Origin of the sequence: Paenibacillus sinopodophylli (assembly GCF_005930355.1) — a bacterium.
Taxonomy (GTDB): domain Bacteria; phylum Bacillota; class Bacilli; order Paenibacillales; family Paenibacillaceae; genus Pristimantibacillus; species Pristimantibacillus sinopodophylli.
In genome coordinates, this window is record NZ_VDBO01000001.1 from 2,368,380 (window position 1) to 2,390,930 (window position 22,551).

The 22,551-nt window shown below is 49.1% G+C and carries 24 protein-coding genes; 5 read left to right on the forward strand and 19 right to left on the reverse strand.

Annotated features, from left to right (window positions below; all coding sequences use genetic code 11):
• The 15 genes from FGT79_RS31065 to FGT79_RS10500 form a co-directional block, all read right to left on the reverse strand.
• The coding region (locus tag FGT79_RS31065; protein WP_171056163.1) for a hypothetical protein at positions 1 to 1,100 on the reverse strand (1,100 nt) is incomplete at its 3' end.
• Positions 1,101 to 1,151: 51 nt separating this feature from the next.
• Positions 1,152 to 1,613, reverse strand: coding sequence for a phage tail protein (locus FGT79_RS10435; protein WP_246096259.1), 462 nt, complete (start codon positions 1,611 to 1,613; stop codon positions 1,152 to 1,154).
• Between the two features lie 9 nt (positions 1,614 to 1,622).
• A complete protein-coding gene (locus FGT79_RS32380) occupies positions 1,623 to 1,802 on the reverse strand; it encodes a DUF6760 family protein (RefSeq protein ID WP_138753036.1) in 180 nt (59 codons plus the stop codon).
• Between the two features lie 17 nt (positions 1,803 to 1,819).
• Entirely contained in the window at positions 1,820 to 2,200 is a 381-nt protein-coding gene (locus FGT79_RS10445) for a phage tail assembly protein (protein WP_138752593.1), read from the reverse strand.
• Between the two features lie 129 nt (positions 2,201 to 2,329).
• On the reverse strand, positions 2,330 to 2,764 hold the full coding sequence (locus FGT79_RS10450) for a phage tail protein (protein WP_138752594.1): 435 nt from the start codon (positions 2,762 to 2,764) through the stop codon (positions 2,330 to 2,332).
• A gap of 38 nt (positions 2,765 to 2,802) precedes the next feature.
• Complete coding sequence (locus FGT79_RS10455) at positions 2,803 to 4,515, reverse strand: phage tail sheath family protein (RefSeq protein WP_138752595.1); 1,713 nt, start codon at positions 4,513 to 4,515, stop codon at positions 2,803 to 2,805.
• 92 nt (positions 4,516 to 4,607) lie between these two features.
• Positions 4,608 to 5,417, reverse strand: coding sequence for a hypothetical protein (locus FGT79_RS10460; RefSeq protein WP_138752596.1), 810 nt, complete (start codon positions 5,415 to 5,417; stop codon positions 4,608 to 4,610).
• Positions 5,410 to 5,988, reverse strand: coding sequence for a Pvc16 family protein (locus FGT79_RS10465; protein WP_138752597.1), 579 nt, complete (start codon positions 5,986 to 5,988; stop codon positions 5,410 to 5,412). Before FGT79_RS10465 ends, FGT79_RS10460 begins: the two co-directional genes overlap by 8 nt.
• Positions 5,989 to 6,165: 177 nt before the next feature.
• Positions 6,166 to 8,370: an AAA family ATPase gene (locus FGT79_RS32245; RefSeq protein ID WP_138752598.1), complete on the reverse strand. Its 2,205-nt coding sequence runs from the start codon at positions 8,368 to 8,370 to the stop codon at positions 6,166 to 6,168.
• Positions 8,371 to 8,382: 12 nt separating this feature from the next.
• A complete protein-coding gene (locus tag FGT79_RS10475; RefSeq protein WP_138752599.1) occupies positions 8,383 to 9,618 on the reverse strand; it encodes a PP2C family protein-serine/threonine phosphatase in 1,236 nt (411 codons plus the stop codon).
• A 37-nt stretch (positions 9,619 to 9,655) separates the two neighbouring features.
• Positions 9,656 to 10,000 (reverse strand): STAS domain-containing protein, encoded by a 345-nt coding sequence (locus tag FGT79_RS10480; protein WP_138752600.1) that lies wholly within the window; start codon positions 9,998 to 10,000, stop codon positions 9,656 to 9,658.
• 17 nt (positions 10,001 to 10,017) lie between these two features.
• Positions 10,018 to 10,479 carry an ATP-binding protein gene (locus tag FGT79_RS10485; protein ID WP_138752601.1) on the reverse strand — a complete coding sequence of 154 codons (462 nt, stop codon included), beginning with the start codon at positions 10,477 to 10,479 and terminating at the stop codon, positions 10,018 to 10,020.
• 127 nt (positions 10,480 to 10,606) lie between these two features.
• Complete coding sequence (locus FGT79_RS10490) at positions 10,607 to 11,305, reverse strand: response regulator (RefSeq protein ID WP_138752602.1); 699 nt, start codon at positions 11,303 to 11,305, stop codon at positions 10,607 to 10,609.
• Complete coding sequence (locus tag FGT79_RS10495) at positions 11,302 to 12,159, reverse strand: sensor histidine kinase (RefSeq protein ID WP_138752603.1); 858 nt, start codon at positions 12,157 to 12,159, stop codon at positions 11,302 to 11,304. The genes FGT79_RS10490 and FGT79_RS10495 overlap by 4 nt, the downstream gene beginning before the upstream one ends.
• Before the next feature lie 22 nt (positions 12,160 to 12,181).
• On the reverse strand, positions 12,182 to 13,591 hold the full coding sequence (locus FGT79_RS10500) for a copper resistance D family protein (protein ID WP_138752604.1): 1,410 nt from the start codon (positions 13,589 to 13,591) through the stop codon (positions 12,182 to 12,184).
• 170 nt (positions 13,592 to 13,761) lie between these two features.
• Here FGT79_RS10500 and FGT79_RS31070 point away from each other — a divergent pair, with 170 nt between their 5' ends.
• A complete protein-coding gene (locus tag FGT79_RS31070) occupies positions 13,762 to 13,914 on the forward strand; it encodes a hypothetical protein (protein ID WP_171056164.1) in 153 nt (50 codons plus the stop codon).
• Between the two features lie 86 nt (positions 13,915 to 14,000).
• On the opposite strand, the gene FGT79_RS10505 is transcribed toward FGT79_RS31070, so the two are convergent.
• Complete coding sequence (locus FGT79_RS10505) at positions 14,001 to 14,414, reverse strand: gamma-glutamylcyclotransferase family protein (RefSeq protein ID WP_138752605.1); 414 nt, start codon at positions 14,412 to 14,414, stop codon at positions 14,001 to 14,003.
• A 69-nt stretch (positions 14,415 to 14,483) separates the two neighbouring features.
• On the opposite strand from FGT79_RS10505, the gene FGT79_RS10510 reads away from it, so the two are divergent.
• The 3 genes from FGT79_RS10510 to FGT79_RS10520 all read left to right on the forward strand — a co-directional run bounded on the left by FGT79_RS10510 (position 14,484) and on the right by FGT79_RS10520 (position 18,540).
• Positions 14,484 to 15,368, forward strand: a complete 885-nt coding sequence (locus tag FGT79_RS10510; protein ID WP_138752606.1) for an AraC family transcriptional regulator — start codon at positions 14,484 to 14,486, stop codon at positions 15,366 to 15,368.
• Between the two features lie 109 nt (positions 15,369 to 15,477).
• Positions 15,478 to 16,758, forward strand: coding sequence for a glycoside hydrolase family 27 protein (locus FGT79_RS10515; RefSeq protein ID WP_138752607.1), 1,281 nt, complete (start codon positions 15,478 to 15,480; stop codon positions 16,756 to 16,758).
• 402 nt (positions 16,759 to 17,160) lie between these two features.
• On the forward strand, positions 17,161 to 18,540 hold the full coding sequence (locus FGT79_RS10520) for a Glu/Leu/Phe/Val family dehydrogenase (protein ID WP_138752608.1): 1,380 nt from the start codon (positions 17,161 to 17,163) through the stop codon (positions 18,538 to 18,540).
• A 58-nt stretch (positions 18,541 to 18,598) separates the two neighbouring features.
• Here the strand turns inward: FGT79_RS10520 and FGT79_RS10525 are convergent, their stop codons facing one another.
• The gene (locus tag FGT79_RS10525) at positions 18,599 to 19,939 is read right to left on the reverse strand and encodes a VWA domain-containing protein (protein WP_138752609.1); all 1,341 of its coding nucleotides are present in this window, start codon (positions 19,937 to 19,939) and stop codon (positions 18,599 to 18,601) included.
• Between the two features lie 152 nt (positions 19,940 to 20,091).
• Here FGT79_RS10525 and FGT79_RS10530 point away from each other — a divergent pair, with 152 nt between their 5' ends.
• On the forward strand, positions 20,092 to 20,394 hold the full coding sequence (locus tag FGT79_RS10530) for a hypothetical protein (protein ID WP_138752610.1): 303 nt from the start codon (positions 20,092 to 20,094) through the stop codon (positions 20,392 to 20,394).
• Positions 20,395 to 20,463: 69 nt separating this feature from the next.
• Here the strand turns inward: FGT79_RS10530 and FGT79_RS10535 are convergent, their stop codons facing one another.
• Both FGT79_RS10535 and FGT79_RS10540 read right to left on the reverse strand, forming a co-directional pair.
• The gene (locus tag FGT79_RS10535; RefSeq protein WP_138752611.1) at positions 20,464 to 21,426 is read right to left on the reverse strand and encodes an aldolase catalytic domain-containing protein; all 963 of its coding nucleotides are present in this window, start codon (positions 21,424 to 21,426) and stop codon (positions 20,464 to 20,466) included.
• 377 nt (positions 21,427 to 21,803) lie between these two features.
• Positions 21,804 to 22,550 (reverse strand): GTP cyclohydrolase II, encoded by a 747-nt coding sequence (locus FGT79_RS10540; protein ID WP_138752612.1) that lies wholly within the window; start codon positions 22,548 to 22,550, stop codon positions 21,804 to 21,806.
• Position 22,551: the final 1 nt, after the last annotated feature.

Consider the following 22,551-nt stretch of genomic DNA (forward strand, 5'->3'; position numbering starts at 1 on the left):
GCTTCGGCCCGCTTCGCCGCCTCGCGCTGCTCCAAACCCGCAGTCGCCTCGCTTCTCTCCGCTTCCTGCCTTACCGCCGCGGCAGATTGCTCCTGTCGCGGCAACGCGCGCCTTGCATTCGTTAGCTGCAGCGGCGAATAACGATCAGCCCTGCTATGCTTTGCAGCAGGCACAAGCTGCACCTTATCCTTGGCCAGCGGCTTGCTAAGCTCCCCAAACCTGCGGATCGATTGAATCGTAATACCAGGCTGAAGCCTGGCTTCCAGCCATTTATAATAATCCGCTTGCTGGCCAGCCTTTAGCCTATTAATAAGCGTACTGTCAGCTTGCGGTATCGTTCCATTTAATAACTCGCGATTAACGTTAAGAGAGCTAATCCAGCTCCGATCATTTTTTTCCATGTTCTTGTCATCGTAACGGTCGTTCTTTTCCTGCTGTATACGAGTTTTCTCTTCTGTCTTGCCAAGCTGTTTATTATTTCTGCTTTCATTCTGCCCCAGCTGCTTATAGCTGACTGATGGTTGATTTCCAGCTTGCTGGTTATGGCTTTGCAGACGCTTCTCGGTTTGTCTGCTGCTCAGGCCTGCAGCTTCCGCTGCTTGCTGCTTCATGATACGCACCGTTTTTTCAAGCTGCTGCATGCTGCTTTGCACTTTCAATTCCGCTTGGTTAATGACAGGCTGAACGCCTTGCTTTGCTTCAGCGGTTCCATCCGTCAAAGCCGGCAGCATCATAGCGATTTCTCTTACCGTTCTTTGTTCTTTAATTACATGGGTTACGTCCCGGAACACGATTCTCTCACGTTCCACCAGCACGCGCTCACGCATGATGATTCGTTCTGCTTTGCGCTCCGCATCAGGCATTGCTATCTTCTTGTTACTCGGCTTCGGAGCCTCTAGTTTTGGCGCTGTCACCTGAACATGCAGTGTTTGCTGAGTAATACTTGGCTGACTATTGAGCAAATAGGACATGGATACTCGATCAAATCGATTGCGTCCCGCTGTTGTTTTATATTTATTCAAGATGCCTCCGGCAAACGGCTGAACCGACGTCGATTGCGCAGTCGCAGCTTTACTCGTTCGGTCCGCTATACGTTTCATCCGTTGCATCCTCCTATTCATATTCAAATTGCCTTTATTAAATCTTTAGGATTAATCTTGGAAATCTCCATACAATCCGCTATGAATGATCTCAATGGTCTCAACAGCTACATCGCTCGTACTCGCATTAAGCTGCGGGCCTGTCCACTTCACGGGGTACGCATCAAAAAAGCTCCAGCGCCCAAACTCCGTGCCGTCAGCCGATTGCAATACAATCGCGCCGGTCTTGCGGTCAATCGTTCCATCAATGGTGCTTTCATACCAGCTCCAAAGCGCCGGTGATTTGGTCATGCCTTTGCGCAATACAAGATTGGGAAACCGAACACCTTTGGGAAGCTTATGAACGTAACCATTCACACCGCCCTCACGGTATTCCTCGATTTCCGTTTCTGCCTCCAGCCCAGATACCTCGGAAAAACCGGCAACAAAAATATCATCAAGCTCGACCCAGAACATAAACGTTGTCGCTACATCGTGAAAGCGACCCTTTTCTTGCCCCTTCATGACTGCCATAGCGCAGCGTCACCTCTTCCCGAAAACGTCGAAAATGTTTTTCTTGCTTCCTTCTGTCTCATCATTCATCTTGCGGTTAATTCTTGAGATTTCGTCGCACCAGCGACGGCGCTCCGCATGCTCCATGTTCATAATGTCATCATGTGACCAATGGAAATAATAGGCGACGAAGCCAACCTCCTCATACAGCCGGTCAACCGGGTATCCTAGGAGAGAGCTTCCGTTAAGGACAAAAAATCGACAGCCACCTCGAACTCATGATCGCATTTCGGACAAGCTGTAAGCACCTTCGGAGCTTCCAGATCATTAATTTGACGATACAGGTTTTGGAGATAGGCTAGGTCAGCTGTGAACAGCTTCTCAATCAGCTTCGTATCAATATGCCTGACATCACCAAGCTTTGTAACTACCCGTGCCATCAGAATAACGGTCAAATAGCTGGGATTCGACTGCACGCGAGGATCCTTCATCGGCAATATCTCATCGGCAGCGGTAGCAAGCCGCATGATGCCTCTGCGATGCAAATTACCTTGATCATCCACATAGCCGCGCGGTAGTTCAAATTCGTATTCCGTTTGAAAAGCCATTGCTTAATCACTCCAATCATTTCCTATGGCTGCTGCTTTCAAAAAAGCGGAAAACAAGAGAGGAGCAGGCGATTTCTCGCCAGCTGCCATCCCTTGTTCGCCATTAAGCAAGCTCTAATAACGTTGTACTTACGCTGAGCGCTCCAAGCCCTCATGCGCGAATTCAATAAGCTCCAGCGCAACTTCATTGCCCGTACCGTTGAAGGTAGGCGCAGTGTATTTAACAGGCCATGCTTCAATAACCTGCCAAGTTGCCACGTCCTCGCCTTCTTCATCAAGCGCGATGATTGTAATCGTCTTACGCTCGATCGTACCTTGTGCACATTCCTGAATCCATTCGTAGAGCTCCATGGATTCTGTTGTGCCCCATTTCAACGTAATATTACCGTATTTAATCAAGCCTGGAAGCTTGCGGGGTGTAATAACTTCATTACCCTCGCGGTATTCGACAACATCAAAGGTTGCCTCGAATCCAGAAACCTCACTAAAACCTGCTTGCTCTAAACCTTCAACTTCAACGCGGAATCTAAAATTCCGATATGGATCAATACGATCTCCTGGCATGTGGATCCCCTTCCGTTATTCGATATGGAAGCAAATGACTATTCAGAGCCTGTCTTCTGAGTGATGCGGAACACGACAAATTCAGCTGGTTTCACCGGCGCTACGCCGATAACGCATATGAGACGACCATTGTCGATGTCATCCTGAGTCATCGTGGAACGTCCAATTTCAACGTAGAAGGCTTCTGAAGGATTAGTACCCGACAAAGCGCCGTCACGCCATACTCTTGTCAAGAAGGCTTCAATCGTACGTTGTACGCGCGCCCATAGCTGTTCTGTATTCGGTTCGAATACGACCCAGCTTGAACCGTTTTTAATAGAACCTTCAATGAAAATGAACAAACGACGTACGTTGATATATTTCCAAAGCGAGTTGGATGAGCATGTACGTGCTCCCCATACGCGAATGCCTTGACCCGTGAACGCACGAATTAAGTTAACACCTGCAGGGTTAAGGATATCCTGCTCGCCATTGTTGTATTGTACATCCAGACCAACTACGCCGCGAAGCGTCTCGTTAGCAGGTGCTTTCTGTACGCCGCGCGTCGTATCCGAACGGGAGTAAACCCCTGCGATCGTACCGGACGGCGGAACAAAAATATTGCGTTTATCGAGTGGATCAAATACTTGCAGCCACGGGTTATACAAAGCGCAATAGCTGGAATCGAACAAATCGCGGTGAGCGAGTACGTCCTGCACTTTCGTCGCTTCACGCGGAAGATCGAGAATCGCAAAGCGGCTTCCCAATAATTCACAATGTGCAACAAGTGACAGCTGTACGTTCGGATCCGTGACGCCTGGAATAGCCATAATGCTGACTACATCGTTATCGATAAACGATTGAATACCTGTTCTTTTGCCTGGACCAAAGTCCTCGCCGATAAAGTCAGCAGCCGACAGGCTTGCCGCAGTACCGTCACTTCCGCCTGACAGTAGAATTTCAAATACTGCAGTTTCTCCGCCAGCGATTTGCTCAAGCGGAGCTACATTTTCTTCTGATGCTTGAATCACTTGTACAGTAGCGATATTCGAACGCGAGATCAGCTTCTCCACGTAGTTTGGTGCTTCAGGGTTAAGTGAAGCCTTCTCGTACGTTTCTGATTCAGTGCCATAAAGCACATTCACTGTGAACTCGGAAGTACTCAATATTTTGGCAGGAACAAGTGCGGTATCAACAACATCGCCATTAAGCTCTTCTGCAAGCTCAATCACTTGATCATGCACAGATACAACGCGATTGTATTGCTTTTCCGTTCCGCTTGAGAATACAACTACATCGCCTGCATAGAAGCCGGCAGCATTCTTCACGCGGTAACGATTGCCTTCACTTGCTTCGAGAATCGGCGTTTTGGCTTTGCTTGCAGGAACGATAACAACGCGAATTTGATTTCCCCATGCACCTGGATTTTTAGCAGTGATAGAGAGAACAGAATCCTTTTGCGTTTCATTCGAAGCCGTTTTGGCATCCGAAGGCGCTACCCGTGTAATGAAGCAACGGGAACCTCCGTTTGTGAAAAACTGGTTAACGGCGTAAGCAAGAAAACGATACGAGCCGAAAGCATTCTCAGATAAATAGGAACCGTATACGCGTCCGAAATCAGCTGGACTTGTAATAAGCTGCGGCAATCCTTCAACTGGTCCGCGAGCGGCAAGACCGATAAAACCCGCTGTGCTTGTGCTAACACCTTCCAGCGGTTTGGCGCCGCTTTCGAATTCCTCCACATAGACGCCTGGCGATAAATACTCAGCCATGTGTGATCTCCTCTCTGAATCTATTTATGTATTAGGTAACGTCAGGCTGTATTCTCCTGTGTCAACCCCAAGACCAATTGGAATGCGGCAGATTACTTTTTATTGTTCTGAACAATTAAGGTCTGCGCGGTAATGACTTCTCCGGCTCGTGCTGTCAGCTCGGCCGAGGCGCTGCAATTTCCGATCTCTGCATATGCCTGTACGGCAAAAGAGCGAGGCAATGTGCCTCTGAACGGTAGGATGACAACGCCGTTATGGGCGCTTCGCGTTTGCACGGCCGGAAGCAAAGATGCACCTCTGCGATAGCTTTGCTTCAATGGTTGCACGAACCTGAGCCCGCCTCCTGGCAATACTTCAGCTACTTGTACGAGTTCTTCCATTCCTTGTCCTCGCAGCAGCAGGCTCTCGCCGGCAACCGTCTGGCCTTGCAGCAATCCGATAAATGCCGTTTCTGCACCCGCCAGCGTATCCTGGACAAGACGCGCCCTCGCAGTACTGTCTTCGCTTGCATGGGCCCATACGCTTGCCCCATCGCAAGAAGCACCGGAACTGTCGCAAAGCGAGAAAGAAATTCCCGTTACTGACGAAGGATAGGCATAGCCTGAACCTGGAAGCAGAGGAACGGTAACCACCGGATTTAATTTATTCAGCTCGGCTGTTTCAATCTGCTGCTTAAAGGGTATAAAGGCTGATGAAGTAACGGTTAGCACATAGCTTCCCGGCACAAGATCAAGAAACAAATAGGTTCCATCCGGCTTTCTTATAGGCTTCTTGTGAACGCCCTCTAGCGCAACAACTAACGCGGAAGACATCGGAAGACGCCTTGTCCAAATGTCGATCGGCGCTATAACGAGCGAGCAGTGTGTAATGCTAATCGTGCGCACCTGCGACAAATTAGCCACCACCCTTTTCCTCAAGCACAATATGACGCTCAACGACGCGAGAAACAGACTTAACTCGGTTCGAATCGAGCATAACTGGACCAACGCGGTAGACGACGGAGAGCTTGTACGGCGTATCGCCGAACTGCCACAGCTTCATCATCTCCTCACCCTCCAAGCTCACTAAAGAGAGTCTGATCGGACCACCGCCCTCGGCAAGGGTTCCCTCCAAATACGGTCCGCTGAGCACGGAATGATCATAAAGCACTTGCATCGCTCTTCCTAATATTCGATGCTCATCCAATGCTCTCGTTAACCGATCCGCATTGGAATGCGCTGTCATGAGAAAAAAGAAATCCAGTGCCTGAGGAGGGTATTGGAGCACACCGCCGCGGTCAATCATGCCGGTTCGGCGTGATTCACCATTTTCCTTCACGTTGTATAGGAAAAGCGACAGCGCTAAGTCGCCTGCATCACGCGGCGAAGCCATGCCGATCAGGTCGGGACGCGGCACAGGGTCAGGCGTTAGATGATCGCGTAGCAAGCGCAGCAGACTGGCTCCCAAATCCGCAATGACCGTATATCCTCCCATTAGCCTATCACTCCCACAAATCCATAATAATAAATCTATTAGTATACGAGTTCTATTATAGCTTCTCTACTACCAATTGACTACGCAAAATTACTCATTTTTTGTCAATTTTACACGGAAAACACAACAATCTCTCGCGATTGCTTACATGACATGACATTTGTAAGATTTACCCTCTCAATTATAAGGCTCAAACGACTCTTTTACGACAATTTTACCCATTTTATGCAACTCTTGCCTTGTCGCTCGTACCATATGACGCATGCCAATCGGAGCTTGCTCCGCCGCCGCCATAAAGGCTGCTGACAACACGATATTTTTAATATGACCCCCTGATGCGTCTACCCGCGCAGCTAGAAACGACAAATCCAAATCTTCGTCTAGTGGTGCCGATATCGGAAGCAAGGAACGGAAAATCTGTTCACGCTGAACAGCATCTGGGAACGGAAATTTCACAATGACCTGCATGCGCCGCAAGAACGCCTCATCCATGTTTTGCAGCAAGTTTGTCGCCAGAATCGAAACCCCTTCGAAGGTTTCGATGCGTTGAAGCAAGTACGCTGCCTCCATGTTGGCGAAGCGATCGTTTGAATCCTTTACTTCGGTCCGTTTGCCGAACAGTGAATCACCCTCATCGAAGAATAGAATAGCACCGCTGTTCTCAGCTTCGGCAAACAACTCACGCAAATTTTTCTCTGTCTCGCCGATATATTTGCTTACCACCCGCGAAAGATCGATACGGTAGAGCTCAAGTCCGAGCTCACCTGCAACGACCTCTGCGGCCATTGTTTTGCCTGTGCCGGGGGGGCCTGCGAACAGCATGCTAAGACCGCGTCCGTAAGGCAGCTTCTGCCCGAAGCCCCATCTATTAAATACGGTTTCTGTGTATTTATGCCTGCTGCAAGCGTCCTTCAACAATTCAAGCGGCTCATCGGGAAGAATGAGACTATCCCACTCGCGAACAACCTTCTGCTTGACCGCAAGCTCTGACAGCTTGTGCTGAACTTGGCTTCTTGATGCTGATGCGTAATCCTCTAGCGAGGGATGCTCACGCTTGCTCCTTGCAGCGAGACGTGCAGCTTGCATGCTCATGCCTTCAATTTGTCCAGCTGTAAACGCATATTTGTCAGCCAGCCGTTTTAATTGTTCTTGCTCGGCTTCAGCATGACTGCTTTGTTCCCAAAGCCGCAGCCGTACATCAGCGCCAGGAACCGCAAGCGCTTGATTAATCAACGCGCTGTGCCGCGGCATCGGAAGCTGAGAGTGACGTCTCTCAAGCCTAGTAAGCCATAAAAGCACTGGAAGTCTTGCAACTTCTGCATAAGAGGTAAATGCCGATCGAATCCGCTCCTGTATGAGTGACCAGCCCTCGGCAGTTGCAAGCTCGCTCTCACCCTCATCCAAACAAAGCATTGCATCCAGCAGCAGCGCTTCCCTGACCACATGACGAAGCTGCTCTTCCATCGCATCCCCATCCCGCGCCAGTTTATCCAGCTTGATGAGCAGCAAAGGCTGCTCCAATGCTCCAGCAAGCTGCCTTGCATGCAGCTTTTTGCCTGCACCCGAAGGACCACACAATTGTATGAACGGCAAGCTTACCATTCCGTCTCGTTCCTCGGATAGGCTGGCATCTTGGCGATTCCGCTCCAGCTCCACAGCAAGCCTAAGACTGACCTGTATTTCTTGGTCGAATGCAAGCTCAGGTGTAGGCTCCGTCCGATCATACAACCTGCAAACACTTGCGATTCTGGCATCCAGACTCTCTGTCTCCAGCAGGAATGAGATTATTCGAGCATCCATGCGGAGCGGCTGCTTCAGCGAACTCCGTTCGGCTACAGCCTTATCTGGCCGCAGCACGAATCTGTTCAGTGTAGAGTAGCCTGCGAGCAGTGAGCGCAAGCTATAGCTATCCTGCTCTTCATCGCCGAGCAGCCGAAGTGCCAGCTCAGTTGTAGGCACTCGCAGCGTGACATCATCATTCAAATAGCCGAACCAGCTCTCGTAACGAGTGTCTAGCTCTGCCGCTAGGCAAAGCAGCACGCAGCGTTTCTCCCAGCTGCCTAGACGAAGCCTCCATGACAAATAAGCGAATGGGAGATTAACCCCTTCGCTTATGCTGTCATTCATATTTCTCTCCATTTGCTGTTCTTGTTCAACCCGGTAGCTTCGAAAAGATGCAAGCACATCCTCGTCTTCAAGCCATTCGCTCTCCTGAAGCGAGCGTTCAATATCCGCAGGACTAACCATCAGACCGCGCATCGACATAGGGGTCTGCCCATCCATTTCCTTGCTCTCGAAGTCAGCCAGAAGAATGCGCATCCCCCGCTCAAGTACGGCAAGCTCATCGCGTAAATATTCGAATCCTGTTTCATATAATCGCATAATTCTACTCCCTTATCGGCGCATGAGGCATAATACCGCAATGTCGTCGGATTGAGGCGCGCCGTCCGCGAACATGAATACGTCCATTAGCAGCGCATCAATGATTTCTGCACTGGAATAGCCGGATGTTTGTGACAAAAATTGCTGCAGCCGATTCGTGGAATACTGCTCCTGAAGTGCATTCTCGGCTTCTGTAATACCATCTGTATAAAGTACAAACCGATCACCTCGGTCCAGCACGATCCGCTGGTCATGGTAGGTGAATTCAGGGAAAGAGCCAAGCGGTATCCCTTTAGGCAGCTTGATTGGAATGACCGTTCCGTCCTCCTTAACAATATAAGGCGTACAATGTCCGCCATCGCTAAGCACAACCTCGCCTGTTACGATATTGAGCACCCCGCATACAATTGTGGCGAACAGCTGCGCATTATCCGTACATAGCTCATCATTTACCTTCTCCAGCAGTTCGCCCGGTGTAAGGTTCGAGTTCATTTTCCCTTTAATAAGAGACAGTGTCATTGCCATAAACAGTGCTGCCGGTATGCCTTTGTCAGATACATCTCCTAATGTGAAAAAAAGATGGTCCTCATCGATTTTGAAAAAATTGTAAAAATCGCCTCCGACCTCCTTTGCCGACTTCAAGAGCGCGCATACGTCAAAGGGCTCATTCGCCGAAGGCATCGTCGTTGGCAGAAAGCTCAGTTGAATGCTTCCAGCAATCTGCAGCTCATTCTCCAGACGATCCTTTAACGCGGTTGCATGCTGCAACTCACTAACCGATTCCTCAAGCGCCTCGAATTGCCTTGCGGTATCGAGAGCAAGTGCCAGCGGGCCTGCAAACTTGGTCAGCATTTCGTAGTCCGCTTCCTTAAATACGAGACTCCCGCTCTTCGCGGTAGCCTCTAGCATACCGATACTGCGTCCTCTAGCCGACATCGGAACGGTTAATTTGTCAGCTTTAAAACTTCCAACGGACACATTCGAATTCAGCACCGATGAGTCGGAATGCTCATTTCCTGTTTGTTGAACAAGAGCGACTGCTGCCTCATCGGCAAATAGCAGCTGGTTAGCTGCTGTATTGACTGAGTCCAGCAGCTCCGGTTCATGCAAGAAGGAGTGAACCTTTGTGTTCCAATCAAGAAGCAGCTCCGCATGTTTCAGCTTTTTGACAAGCTGGCGATTGCGAACATACAAGTAGGACGCAGCACCTAGGCCTGCTGCACCGATAATTATATAGAATAAAGGCAATATCGGTACCGCCTTTCCTGATTCAGCTCAGCAGCCATTATACGCTAGCTCCTAGTTTCTCCAGCGCCTCATCGCGCGTTGTTGCCATCTCGAGTATCGTCGTAAAGCCAGACATTTCGAATACGTCATAAACCTGCTCTCCGAGACAGGCACACACCATCCGGCCCTTGGATGCTCTCAGCTTCTTCGCCGCCACCAGTATGACGCGCAATCCGGCGCTGCTTATGTACTGCAAATTGGTGAAATCAAATATGAACTGCTGCTTTCCTTCAGCAAACAGCTTGAGGAAGGCTTGCTCCGCCACCGTAGCATTATTCCCGTCCAACCTGCCTTCTAATGGAATAATCGTGACCCCATTCAGCTCCGTTGCTTCTATATTCATGTTTTGTATCCTCCCGCTTACTCTTGATCATCATTCTGATGGGTGAAGCCAAATTGCTTGCGCATGCGGAACCGATTAAGGCCTCCTGCATATTCGTAATGAATGTCATCCATAAGCCGTTTCACGAAAAATATGCCCAACCCGCCAATTGGACGATCCTCTAACTCCAGCAATGTCAGCGGGTCTGCTGTCTGCAAAGGATTGAATGGCACTCCGCCGTCTTCTATTTTTACCTCCACACTGCTTGGGGAGGCTTGAATCAGAACATCAATATGATGCTCCCCCCCCGACGGGAAACCGTAATTCACAATGTTGACGACAAGCTCCTCGCATGCCAGTGACAGGTCAAGAACCGCACGCTCCGGCCAGCCGACCTCAGCGCCGATCTCTTCCAATCCTTCATTCAAGCGATGAAGCTCATCCATCCGGTTGCTCAGCTTTATCTCGCGATCGATAGGGAATTGCCAATCGTTCGACATGCACTACCTCCCAATTGAATCTGACCTGCCGCTCTCTAGCTATACGACTTTAATAGTTCTACGAATCTTGTCTGAATCCTGCAAACCATGTCGAAATGTTTGAAGTCTGCCCATGCGCCGTATAGCATCATTCGACCATCCCTTGCTCGAAGGCGTATCTTGTCAGTTGAACGCGGTTATCCAAGTGCAGCTTCTGCAAAATATTTTTGAGATGATTTTTGATTGTATGCTCCGACAAGCCGAGCTCGGTGGCAATCTCACGGTTGGATGCACCAGTGGCCACACTCTCGAGCACCTCCTTCTCCCTTTCTGTAAGCGGAGTCGTAATCATCGCGTCATCCTTATACCGAACCTGAGCTCGACTAGCTGTTTTCTTGATCTCCTTTGGCTTGCTTGCCGAAAACTCCTGAAGCAGACGGAAGGCAAGCTCCTTAGACATCGGGGCCTCATCCAAAGAAATCGCGCGCAAATACTCTAGCCAAGCGGAAGGGGCTAGATTTTTGAGCAAATAGCCCTGTGCACCGCGCTTTATCGCTTCGAATAAATGTGTAATATCATCTGATACCGTAACCATTACTATCTTTAATGAAGGTTTAGCCTGCTTCAACTGAAGCGTCGCTTCCAGACCGCCCATTCCTGGCATATTAATATCCATTAATACCAAATCCGGCTCCAGCTTCTCCAGTGCTGCAATAGCTTCCTCGCCGCTTGCAGCCTCGCCGATGACCGTGAAGGAATCGTCGCTCATTACGATATCCCGCATGCCCTCTCTGCCGTGAGGATGATCATCGACCAAAAAAACGCGCACCATTGCTGCTTCGTTCATGATTTGCCGCTCCCTCCGCTAATTAAAACTGTCGTTCCATGTGGCTTTGTCTCCTTGACCAATAAGCGCCAGCCCATTGCATCCGCCCGTTCCTGCATCATTCTTACTCCATACTTTCCGTTTCCATATAGCATCTCCTCCGTGGTTCCTCCACCGTCATCTGCAATGCTGCATTGGAATTCAGCTTGCTTCCTATCGGCTTGAGGCTCGCTCTCGCAGCGAATGAGAATATGCTCAGCTTTCGCATGCTTCTGCACATTCATGAGCGCTTCGCGCATGATAGCAAGCAGCTCAACCTTCTGTTTATGAGACAGCGAGCCCTCTTGCAAATGCCACTCTACCTTCGTCTGTATGCCGCAGGATTGCTCCATTTCGGCTGTTAAGTGATGAATGCTTTGCATCCATGACAAATCCACAGGAATCGGCGAATCCTGCAAATTAGCAATCGACTGACGCACGTCATCATACACATGCCTGACCGTCCTTCTAATTTGCTCCGTCGTTTCCTGCGTATCGTCCATTGTCTTCGCACGTCCGAGCTTATCCAGCTTCACCGACAGCATAAACAGTGATTGCGAGATCCCGTCATGAAGCTCTCTGGCAAGCTGCTCGCGTTCCTCGAAAGCCGCTTTTACGACCTGCTCCCGCTGCAGTGACTCCTGCATGCTCTCCAGCTTGGAGAATAAAGCCCGCAGCAAGGTCAGCGTAATGACGAATACGAACACAGGAGCCAGCACGTTACCCAGCTCCATAGAAATAAAGGGAAGGAGCAAAGCATGTCGCAAATACTCCCACAAACCAATCGCAACGGTCGGTATCCACAGAATCAGCCATTTTAGCCATTTGTACGACATGTCCTTTGCTCCTCCCTTTAGCTTAATCATTGCGGAATGCAATCATTTTCCTCGTTATTGCGTCTGATTGATCTGTTATAAGCAATTCTGCTTCCCAAGCTCCACGATACGGAAGCTCCACTTTTTTTGCGCCGTAATCCGTTTCGGTAAAACCCGGAAATTCTAAATAATCGTCACCGCTGTCACTTTGAAGAATAGCCTCGATTGCTTTTGCTTTTGGGTGATCCACAGAGCGGAATGTAAGCTTTACTGAGGCGGGGGCTCCAAGCTGCTCCGGCAGCCATATTTTGAGCGAAATACGGTTAGGACCTGGACCGTTAGGTGTAATGTTCAACGTGTAATGCAGATTGTCCCCCATTACGTGATGGGATAATGGCTCAGTATTTGGAACAGGACTAATATAAGTGAAGATGCTAGCTACAATAAGAACTGACAGCATCATTAGTCCATCCAGCTTGAGCAGTTTACTGCTCGGCAGCTTATGCTGTTTGACACGCCGGCGCAGCAAGAAACCCGTGAACGCAATAATGATCACGAACACGACTTTCGCCAGGAGCATAATCCCCCAGCTTGTATAGATCAAATAGCGCCATGAAGGCAGCAATAGCATCGTCATACCAATTCCGCTAACGCTAAGCAGCAAGATCGACAGCCACGCCGCGCGCATGAAGCGCTCTGCGAATCTCCCTGCTTCCTTACGGTCTGCCCGCCAGAACAATAACAGCAGGAGCAACCCTCCAGCCCACAGCGCAGAGCACGCAATATGTATAAAGTCGAGAACAATTGCAAACGAATTGCTTGGCAGCGCAAGCACATGTCCATTGAAGCTTTCGGCAGCGGCAAGCAGCAGCGCCCAAAGAATCCGCAGTGGATCTTGCAGTCGGAGCACCACAAATCCAAGCAGAGTGAGCACAATAATCGCTAGCCATGATTGACCAGTTGAGGTTTCCGTCAGAATTCTCATCCATTCGCGCGGACTGCCGTCATCATAACCTTTCAAAAGCTGGCTGATATGAACGAATACAAACAGCAACGCAGTGATAAGCAGCGTCCGCATGGCCAATAGGCTCCACCTGTCGACCAGCATTCGCTGCGTATCCTTTTTGTCTGCAGGTATGGCGATCGACCACAGCATGATGCCCGCTGCAAACATAAATGCAAAGTAATAGGCGATCCTGACCGAGAAAAACAACGCCTCCTGCACGGTTATTCCATTATCCGTATGCCCTTCCGTCGTATGATTATGGCCTACCTGCTCATGGGGGTCGAACGAAGTTCCCTCCAATGCAGTTAAAGGAGCCGCAACAATCTGAGATGGTGCCAGCACTAGAAGCCAGAATACGCCTAACAGAAGAATAAGCATACTGATCGATCTATAGCTCGTCCACCTTACAGACGTTAATGGATTTCTACAAAACTTTTGAATACTCAAACTGTTGTCACTTCCCTTTATGTCATTCTGCTTTAGTGTACTAGACCGCTGTCAAAAGAACAATTGCCTGCCCCTGAATGGCTGCTGCATTCTTCTGCATGTATGGTGCATAACAAGGGGATATAAAGCTCATTCTACAAATTAACCAACCTTTAGGAGGAAATGAACCTATGATAGACAAAGATTACCGAATTGCCGAGCTTAGCGGCCAAAATGATGCTTTAGATGCTATTCGCAAGCTGGAGCAGCAGTTGACGACGGTCTGCGGCACCGAAGTTGCTTTGATTGCTTATGCGGCGGAACTTGAGGATGACCGAGAGTAGCAGCGTATCTGCAGCATTAATGTATAGCAGACAGAATAAGGGCATGTTCCCAGCACGTGAAGGCCTGCGTGAAACCATGCCTTTATTTATTCGGCTTCCTTCTGCTTACTTGCATAGTAATCAGGCCAATAGTCTTGCTCAATAGCTGGATAACCATGCGCGACTCCCCATACATACGCCCAGCCTGCTGCTGCTGCATCTTTAGAATCACATAGCCAAGCACGCTCATAATCATTGCTTTCCTCAATGCCGCTAAAAGCCTCTAAGATGTCCATTGCTGCGAGCCCTTCTCTATCGACGACAATCCATTGCCCACGTATAATACTATTGCGCATGCTTGCAATATCATCACGGACAGCTGCCGGGTAATCCCCGCAATCTACCAGCCTTGCTTCTATCCATCCCTCTCTGCTGCTGGCTTTTAAGTAAGGTGAGACGACATGATGATTGCTTTGACCAGGCAATAACGTACCATATATAAAAACAGAGATTTGATCCATCCTGCAACACTCCTTCCCTGTCCTATCCTTTATATTTATCTAGATTTGCACGGAGGTGGTTTTCTCAATATGGAATTGCATCAGCCTTATGGCTCATTTGGTTACAGATTTCAAGACTCTCCAGAGCTACCGATCTACCAGCTGTTCGCCACCGGCTATCAAGAAATACGTGATCCAGACTATTACTGGGATGGCATGAAACGAATTGACGGTCCTCTCTATCTGCTGCAATACACCGTATCCGGCTTCGGAGAGTTTAGAGTAGGAAGTCAAACCTATAATATTCAGCCTGGTATGGCGTTTCTAGCTGAAATTCCAGGCGATCATCATTATGGGCTGCCTGCTGGAAGCGATCACTGGACATTCTACTTCGTCCTCTTCCGTCAGCGGCATTTGAAGGAGGTTTGGTCCGAGCTGCTGGAAGCCGTTGGCGCGACGCCAACATTCGAGCAATCGAGCGCAGTCGTCCGAGCACTGCAAGTATTATATGCGGAAGCAAGCATGAATCGCATTCAGAACAGCTACCAAGCATCAGCGCTAGTCTATCGACTGATGATGGAGCTGCTGCAGGCGAGTACCGCTCAACTGCTGGAGCGATCAGGCTGGCCGCAGCCGATCAAACAGGCAGTGGCCTTCATGGAAGCCGAATATGCTCATTTGCAAAGCCTTGATGATACTGCTGAAGCAGCTGGCCTCTCTAAATATTATTTTACGCGAATGTTCAAAAGGACAACAGGTATCTCTCCTATGGATTATGTGACGAAGCTGCGAATTGAGAAAGCGGTCAGCTTGCTCCGCAGCAGCTCACTATCTGTCGAAGAAATCGCATTCGCCGTCGGTTATGCAAGCGGCAGCTACTTCAGCAAAGTGTTTCGCAGCCGTATTGGGTTTCCGCCAGCCGATTTCCGGCTTGCCAAGGAGCTTCCGTCGATGGATCGACTGCAATTCGATTAGAGAGCAATATTTTACATCTTAACGCAATAATTTGTGCTAGTCATCGACTACCATTTCGTTCTAGGATAATTGCATAGAGCAATATTACGTTTAGAGAGGAAGATATCGGATGACAAATCATCTTCAATTCGCAGCTACACCGCCAATGGGCTGGAACAGCTGGGACTGTTACGGTGCCAGTGTAAGAGAGGACGAGGTTCGCGGTAACGCAGCCTACATGGCCGAGCATTTGAAAGCTTTCGGCTGGGAGTATGTCGTCGTTGATATTCAATGGTATGAGCCGGGAGCTAACTCTTCACAATACCGCGCCTTCGTACCGCTTGAGATGGACGAGTACTCGCGCTTGCAACCGGCAGTCAACCGTTTCCCATCCGCTGAGGGTGGGAAAGGCTTCAAGCCTCTTGCTGATTATGTCCATTCACTTGGTTTGAAATTCGGCATTCACATTATGAGAGGCATCCCTCGTCAAGCCGTTCATGCGGATACGAAGCTGCTTGGTACAGATGTAACCGCTCGTCAGATTGCGCATCCGAACTCGATCTGTCCTTGGAACACCGATATGTACGGCGTTGATGCTTCCAAGGATGGTGCTCAGCAATACTACAATTCTCTGTTTGACTTATACGCTTCATGGGGTGTCGACTTCGTCAAGGTGGATGACATTGCCGCTTCCAGACTCTATGGTATTCATTTGGACGAAATCAAACTCATTCATCAAGCGATTGCACAGTGCGGCAGGCCGATGGTACTTAGTCTCTCGCCAGGACCCGCTCCGTTAGAGCATGCCGATGCACTTGCGGATCATGCCAACATGTGGCGTATGACCGATGATTATTGGGATCTATGGCCCTTGCTGCATGAGATGTTCGAGCGCTGCGAGAAATGGGCGCCGCATGTCAATGAAGGGGCGTGGCCGGATTGCGATATGCTCCCGCTCGGACATCTTGGCATACGCTCCGTAGATGGCGGCGGCAGTGATCGCTGGACTCGCTTTACGAGGGACGAGCAGGTAACGATGATGTCGCTGTGGGCAATCTTCCGGTCGCCGCTAATGTTCGGTGGGGAAATGCGTGACAATGACGAATGGACCTTGTCACTGCTCACAAACTCCGAGGTGCTTGATTTGCATCGCAATGGCAGAGGCGCACGTCAGCTGTACCGTGAAGAAGAGCGCGTTGCATGGGTTGCTGAGGATGCTTCGGGTACGAAGTTCGTCGCTTTGTTTAATACTGGCGAGCAGGAAGCATCCGTTGGTGTATCCTTGGAGCAGCTTGGGCTGACTCGAGCTCCGCAAGTACGCAACCTTTGGACTCAGGAGGATCTGGGCACGCTCGATGAGCTCTCCTTTTCGCTGCCTCCGCACAGCTCGCTTCTACTCAAATTGCAATAATATAAACTATTGTGAAATGCGAATAAAAACCGTAATAAACGCCTATTTCGGTGTTTATTACGGTTTTTTTTGCAGAAAAGAGCGGCTTATTTCGTTAATTCTTACTTAGCCAATGACTCTGAAGATTCTTCACCCAAGCTTTCTCGTGCTTTTCAAACCATCCTCCCACACACCTTCCGATTGTGTTGAAGTGCGCGACTAGCGACGCGGTAAGTGGTATGAGTGGTTGGTTAAGTTGTGGTGAGCCAATCCGTTCATGCGCCATTTCCTCTATCGAATCGCAGCTGCCTACTCCACTTGCTTTGGCTTAATCGATCCAGTATGTTACAGTTAGAGTTCCGATGCGAGCTTATTCGCAACGGAAATATCTCATTCCTGAAAGACAGAGGAGGTCGTTTAGTTATGGCAAGCCAAACAGGAGCCATCGTACAGCAATCCTTAAACGCACTAATGGGAGATCCCGCTTTTTTACCTAATTTGCAGGAACAGGCTCGCGAGCAAGCCTTTTTATCACTTGCTGCTATTCTATCCACGCCAAATAAAGTACATAAAGCCTTTCTGCGCATTACCGTAGACAGTGGGAATGTCGTTCGTATTCCTGCTTACCGTATACAGCATAATGATACGCTCGGTCCTTATAAAGGCGGCATTCGGTTTCACGAATCCGTCAGCGAAGACGAGGTTACCAACCTCGCGGCACTCATGACACTCAAAAACGCACTGCATGAGGTCCCCTTTGGCGGCGGCAAGGGCGGAGTTGTCATCAGCCCACGTTCCTACTCGGCCAAAGAGCTGTATCTCATCTGCAAAAAATATGTCCAATACTTCAGCGACGTCATTGGACCCGACAAAGATATTCCTGCTCCCGATATGGGAACAGGTGAGCGTGAGATGGACTGGATGATGGCTGAATATAAGAGCATTCATCCCGGTCAACCTTATCTCGGCAGCTTCACAGGTAAAAGCGTCATCAACGGTGGATCGCTTGGACGCAGAGAAGCTACAGGCAAAGGTGTTTACTTTACCTTTCGCTACATGCTCTATGATTTCCTGAAGGCACAGAGCAGTTGGCTTGCCGGCAGTACGAATCCATTCGTCCAGACCGCCCTTGCCCTTGCAGATAAACCACTGACCATTGCTGTTCAAGGCTTCGGCAACGTCGGCTCTGTCGCCGCCATGGAAGCCTACAAATGTGCACATCTGCAGAACAAAGTAGTCGCAGTCAGCGACCGAAACGTCACACTTTACAATCCGGATGGGCTATCTATACCAGCCTTGCTCGACTACGCTGCCCAGCATCAAGGTGACCTGCCTTCTACAGAAGCTGCACTGGCAGAGCTCGACTTGAAAGCCCAAATTCTTAGCCGTGAAGATGTACTTTATTTGAACGTCGATGTGCTAATTCTTGCGGCACTGGAAGAGCAGGTGCATAAGGACAATGTCACGCAGGTGAAAGCCCGTATTATCGTCGAAGGGGCGAACGCGCCTGTGACGGGGGAAGCTGATGAGACATTGACGGCGAGAGGAACGATCATTATTCCGGATATTTTGGCTAACGCCGGTGGTGTCATCGTCTCTTACTTCGAATGGCTGCAAGGACGGGAAACGCAATTTTTCAGCGAAGAGCAGGTTTACGAAATGCTATATGAGAAAATGAAAAAAACGTTGAACAGCATTTTACCGGCTTTCTTCGGAGACCCGTTCCCGCTCCGCCAAAATTGCTACAACCACGCTGTCATGAAGCTTTCTACGGTCCTGTATCGTCAGGGTAAGCTCTACTAAATCAAAGGGACACTCCGAGGCCGCATGTGCTTACCCCGGAATGTCCCTTTATTTCCCTCTACTCCTGTACATATCGGTTAATAACCTCAACAAGCAAATCGTTCAACAGCTTCACTTCAAATTCTCCGACAGCCGGCTCTAAATGACTCCCGCCAATGCCGCTATCATCAGTTAGGAATAAATAAGTCCCGCCCGTCGTCGTCGCCATAAATCGCATTAAATACTCTGTGTCGACGCTCACCCCGCTTGATGCTACCGGAATAATCCGTATGCCTTGCGCGGCAGCCTCCTTCGTCAGCTTCTTTATGTCGTCGATGACCTGCTCCTCATCATGCGGCGGAGCATCGAGCACCAAGAATAGAAGCCTTGCCCTCGCTTCCTTGCTCCACTTATGCTCGTACAGAGCATCATGCAGTGCTTCGTCAACCGCTTCTGGGAAATCTCCTCCACCTGCAGCCTTCTGCTTGCTGAACAGATCAATTACTTCACTTACGTCAGTCGTGAATGGATAAGGCTTAACTACATAATCATCGTAGCGATCTCTATAAAAATTAGCGCTGATCCGAATGCCTAGCTGATTCGCATGCTCGCGGGATACGCGGTTAACGACATCTTTAAGCTCTGCCTCCAAATAATTAAGCTCATCCTCCATTGATCCTGTAGTATCTACGACAAACATCAGATCAACCTGATCTGACAGCTTTGCTCCTTTGCCCAGATCAACCTTAACGCTGCCCTGTTCGGGAATATCCAGCTTCTGTGTCGTTTTGCTATCCTGATCTGACTGTACCTTCACGACAAAGGAACCGTTATTTGCAGAATCCCTGTCAAATAATGAGGCATATACGAAGGCTCTGCCCTCCGTATTCGTACGTGCCTTCCATACCGATTGCCCGTCAGCCAAAAGCTCAACGTCTGCATCGGATACCGCATTTCCGCTTGCCGTCACGATTACTTCCAGTCGGTGAAAATTCCAAAATTGCCAGAGACGCTTGCTGTTGTCGCCTTCCTGCGAATTAAGCAAGTTACCGAATCGCTCCCATGCCGATAGATCATCCCATTCGCCTGCCGTCAATTGACCTGCCTGTACTTCCCTATCTGAATTGCTATAGCCGCGTTTCCCGCCGCCCTTTTCCCTGATCGGCTCCTCGCTTAATGAAATATCTTTCTCTACCTCCATGCTCATATCCCGTTTAGGAGTGCTGTCACTGCTTGAATCGTCTCCAGTCGATACTTCCCTGCTTGTACTGTTTCCACTGTTGGCGTGTTTGGCATTATCGCCATTTCCGGAAGAGCATGCGCTTAGTACCAGCAACATCGCAAGCATGAAGACAGCCAGTCCTTTGCCCCCTTTCTTCTGTCTGTTTAACGATTCTCCGAATGAACGCCCCTTTTTCATTCCTTCAACCCCTCATCTTTGTATTCCCTATTCTGACGAATATTGGATATGCAATGTTGCATTAATAAGCCAGTAACATTACAATCGTAAAATGATATGCGGCGAGTCAACGAGGCGACTGCATCAAGCTTGCTGTACAGGAGGACTTTAACTTGGAGACGTTTCAACTTATCGCGCTAGAAATCACTTATCAGCAAAATATCGTACAGCTAACATTCACATCGGCTGAGCTCGTCCGCGTGACTGAATATGGAGATCGCTTATGGTATGTGGACATCAACGATGTAGGCGACCGCGAGCTGCTCGCATGGTTTGGCCGTAGCGAAGATATCAATATCGAGCTTACTGCTGTAGCAAGCACTGGCCAAACCTTCCGCGGTCATGGTTACTTCCACCCGAATGAGCCTCACCAAGCGGCGGCGATTCGTGGAGACGGCGAGCTGATCGAGCAATAGCGACAATCAAGCGTAATCAAAAAAAGCTCCGAGAATCTCGAAAGAGACTTCTCGGAGCTTGTTTGCTTTCTATTTGCCGTGAGCGATCTCAGGCGTCGTAAGGCGGTCATAGAACTCTACGCCTTTGTCTTTGTCTGCAGAATCACGAAGCGCCATTGCAGAGCGTGGATGCTCGTCTAGAATGCCTGTGATCATGTAAGGAATGATGTAGCCCCACTCTTCCTTCTCGCGAAGCGGTACCATGTATTTCTCGATCATATCGAGAACAGGACGGATATTGTATTTCGTGTTTTGTAGCTCGGCTACAAGCAGCTCCGTGTTGCAGTTACCAGCAGCGCGGCCCATACCATACACCGAAGCGTCAAGAAGCTCAACGCCTTTCTCTGCTGCAAGCAGCGTGTTCGCGAATGCAAGCTGGAGATTGTTATGCGCATGGACACCCAGGCGTTTGTTAGGTAGGTGCTGGCGGAATTTCTCTACAAGGTAGCTCATATCATTCGGCTTCAAGCTGCCGTAGGAGTCAACCACATAGACAACATCGACTACGCTCTCGTTGATAAGCTCGAATGCTTCAACAAGCTGGTTCTCCATCACGTTCGAGAGGGCCATAATGTTAAGCGTCGTCTCATATCCGCGGTCATGGAATACTTTTACAAGCTCTAGCGCTTTGTCTACGTCTTGAATGTAGCAAGCTACACGAATCAGATCGAGCAAGCTCTCGCTGCGCGGCAAAATATCATTCTCATCCACACGGCCGATATCAACAAGCGCGGAGAGTTTTGTATTCCCTTTATTCGGGATAACCTTCTTCAAGAAATCATCGTTCAGAAAACGCCATGGGCCCGCACTGTCAGCGCCTTTAAGCAGCTTTGGCGAGTTTTTGTAGCCGATTTCCATATAATCGACGCCGGCTTCGTTCAAGGTTTGGTACAAATGCTGAACGAACTCGACACTAAAATCCCAGTTATTTACGAGACCGCCATCACGAATCGTGCAGTCAACAATTTTACAATGACTTGTTTTTGATTGCATACTTGTTACTCCTTTAATGTGAACATGAGTTCATTTTTTCTCATCATACTTGAAAAGGAACCGGAACGCAAAATAATTTTGTCGTTTTATGGCTATTTTAGAAGCTTATCTGTATACGTTGCAACGTCTATTTGCTGCTTCTATTATGACCATTTCTTAGCGACATTCATCCATTCGCCCTTCATAAGTCACCAAATATATGACAGACACATCTTACCGATTCATAATAAGAAGAAACGCCTGACGGCTTCTTTCTATAGACGCCATCGTTTCAGCGAAACGTATAGAGAAAGAATGAGCGAACTCATATTCTTCCCTATACATCAAAAAAAACCGTACCAAGTGCTCATTACAGCACGGTACGGCTTCTCTACTCGTTACTTCACCAGCGTCTTAGCTTCTTGAGCAAAATGGCCCGACCGATTCATTTTGGTTTGAAGATACTTCTCATTATACACGGAGGAATTGCCCCATAACGGTACTCTGCCCGCTACATTCAATCCTGCCTTGCGAAGCGCCTCTACTTTGCGCGGATTGTTCGTGATGATCGATACTGGCAAATCACGGAGCAGCTTTAGTACAGCAATGGCGTCACTGTAATCACGGGAATCATCGGCAAAGCCAAGCTCCGTATTTGCATCAACCGTATCAAGGCCATCCTCCTGCAGCAGGTATGCAATCGCCTTGCTGAACAAGCCAATCCCACGCCCTTCATGGTTAGCCAAATAAAAGAGTGCTCCCGTGCCATGCTCGGTAATAATGCGCATCGATTGCTTCAATTGAAAACCACAATCACATCTCGCGCTTCCGAATATATCACCCGTATGACAAATGCTGTGCATCCGGATTAAAGCGTCGTCGTTATTCTCGAAGTCTCCATATACAAGTACGCTTGATTGTTGAAGGTCTGCATAGGAGATGCGGTTCAAATCCTCTACAAGCTGCTCAGGTGACAATTCATCCCCTGCTTCCTTGCGGAGCCAGCTGTACCAATGGAATACCTTCGTCTCTCCGTCTAGCTCGACTGGAAGCTTAACTGGGCCAATCACATAAATATCGTCGTTACCGGATTGTGTACGTTTTAGTTTATCTTTAATAATTGCTGCTATATTAGGTTTAATCATA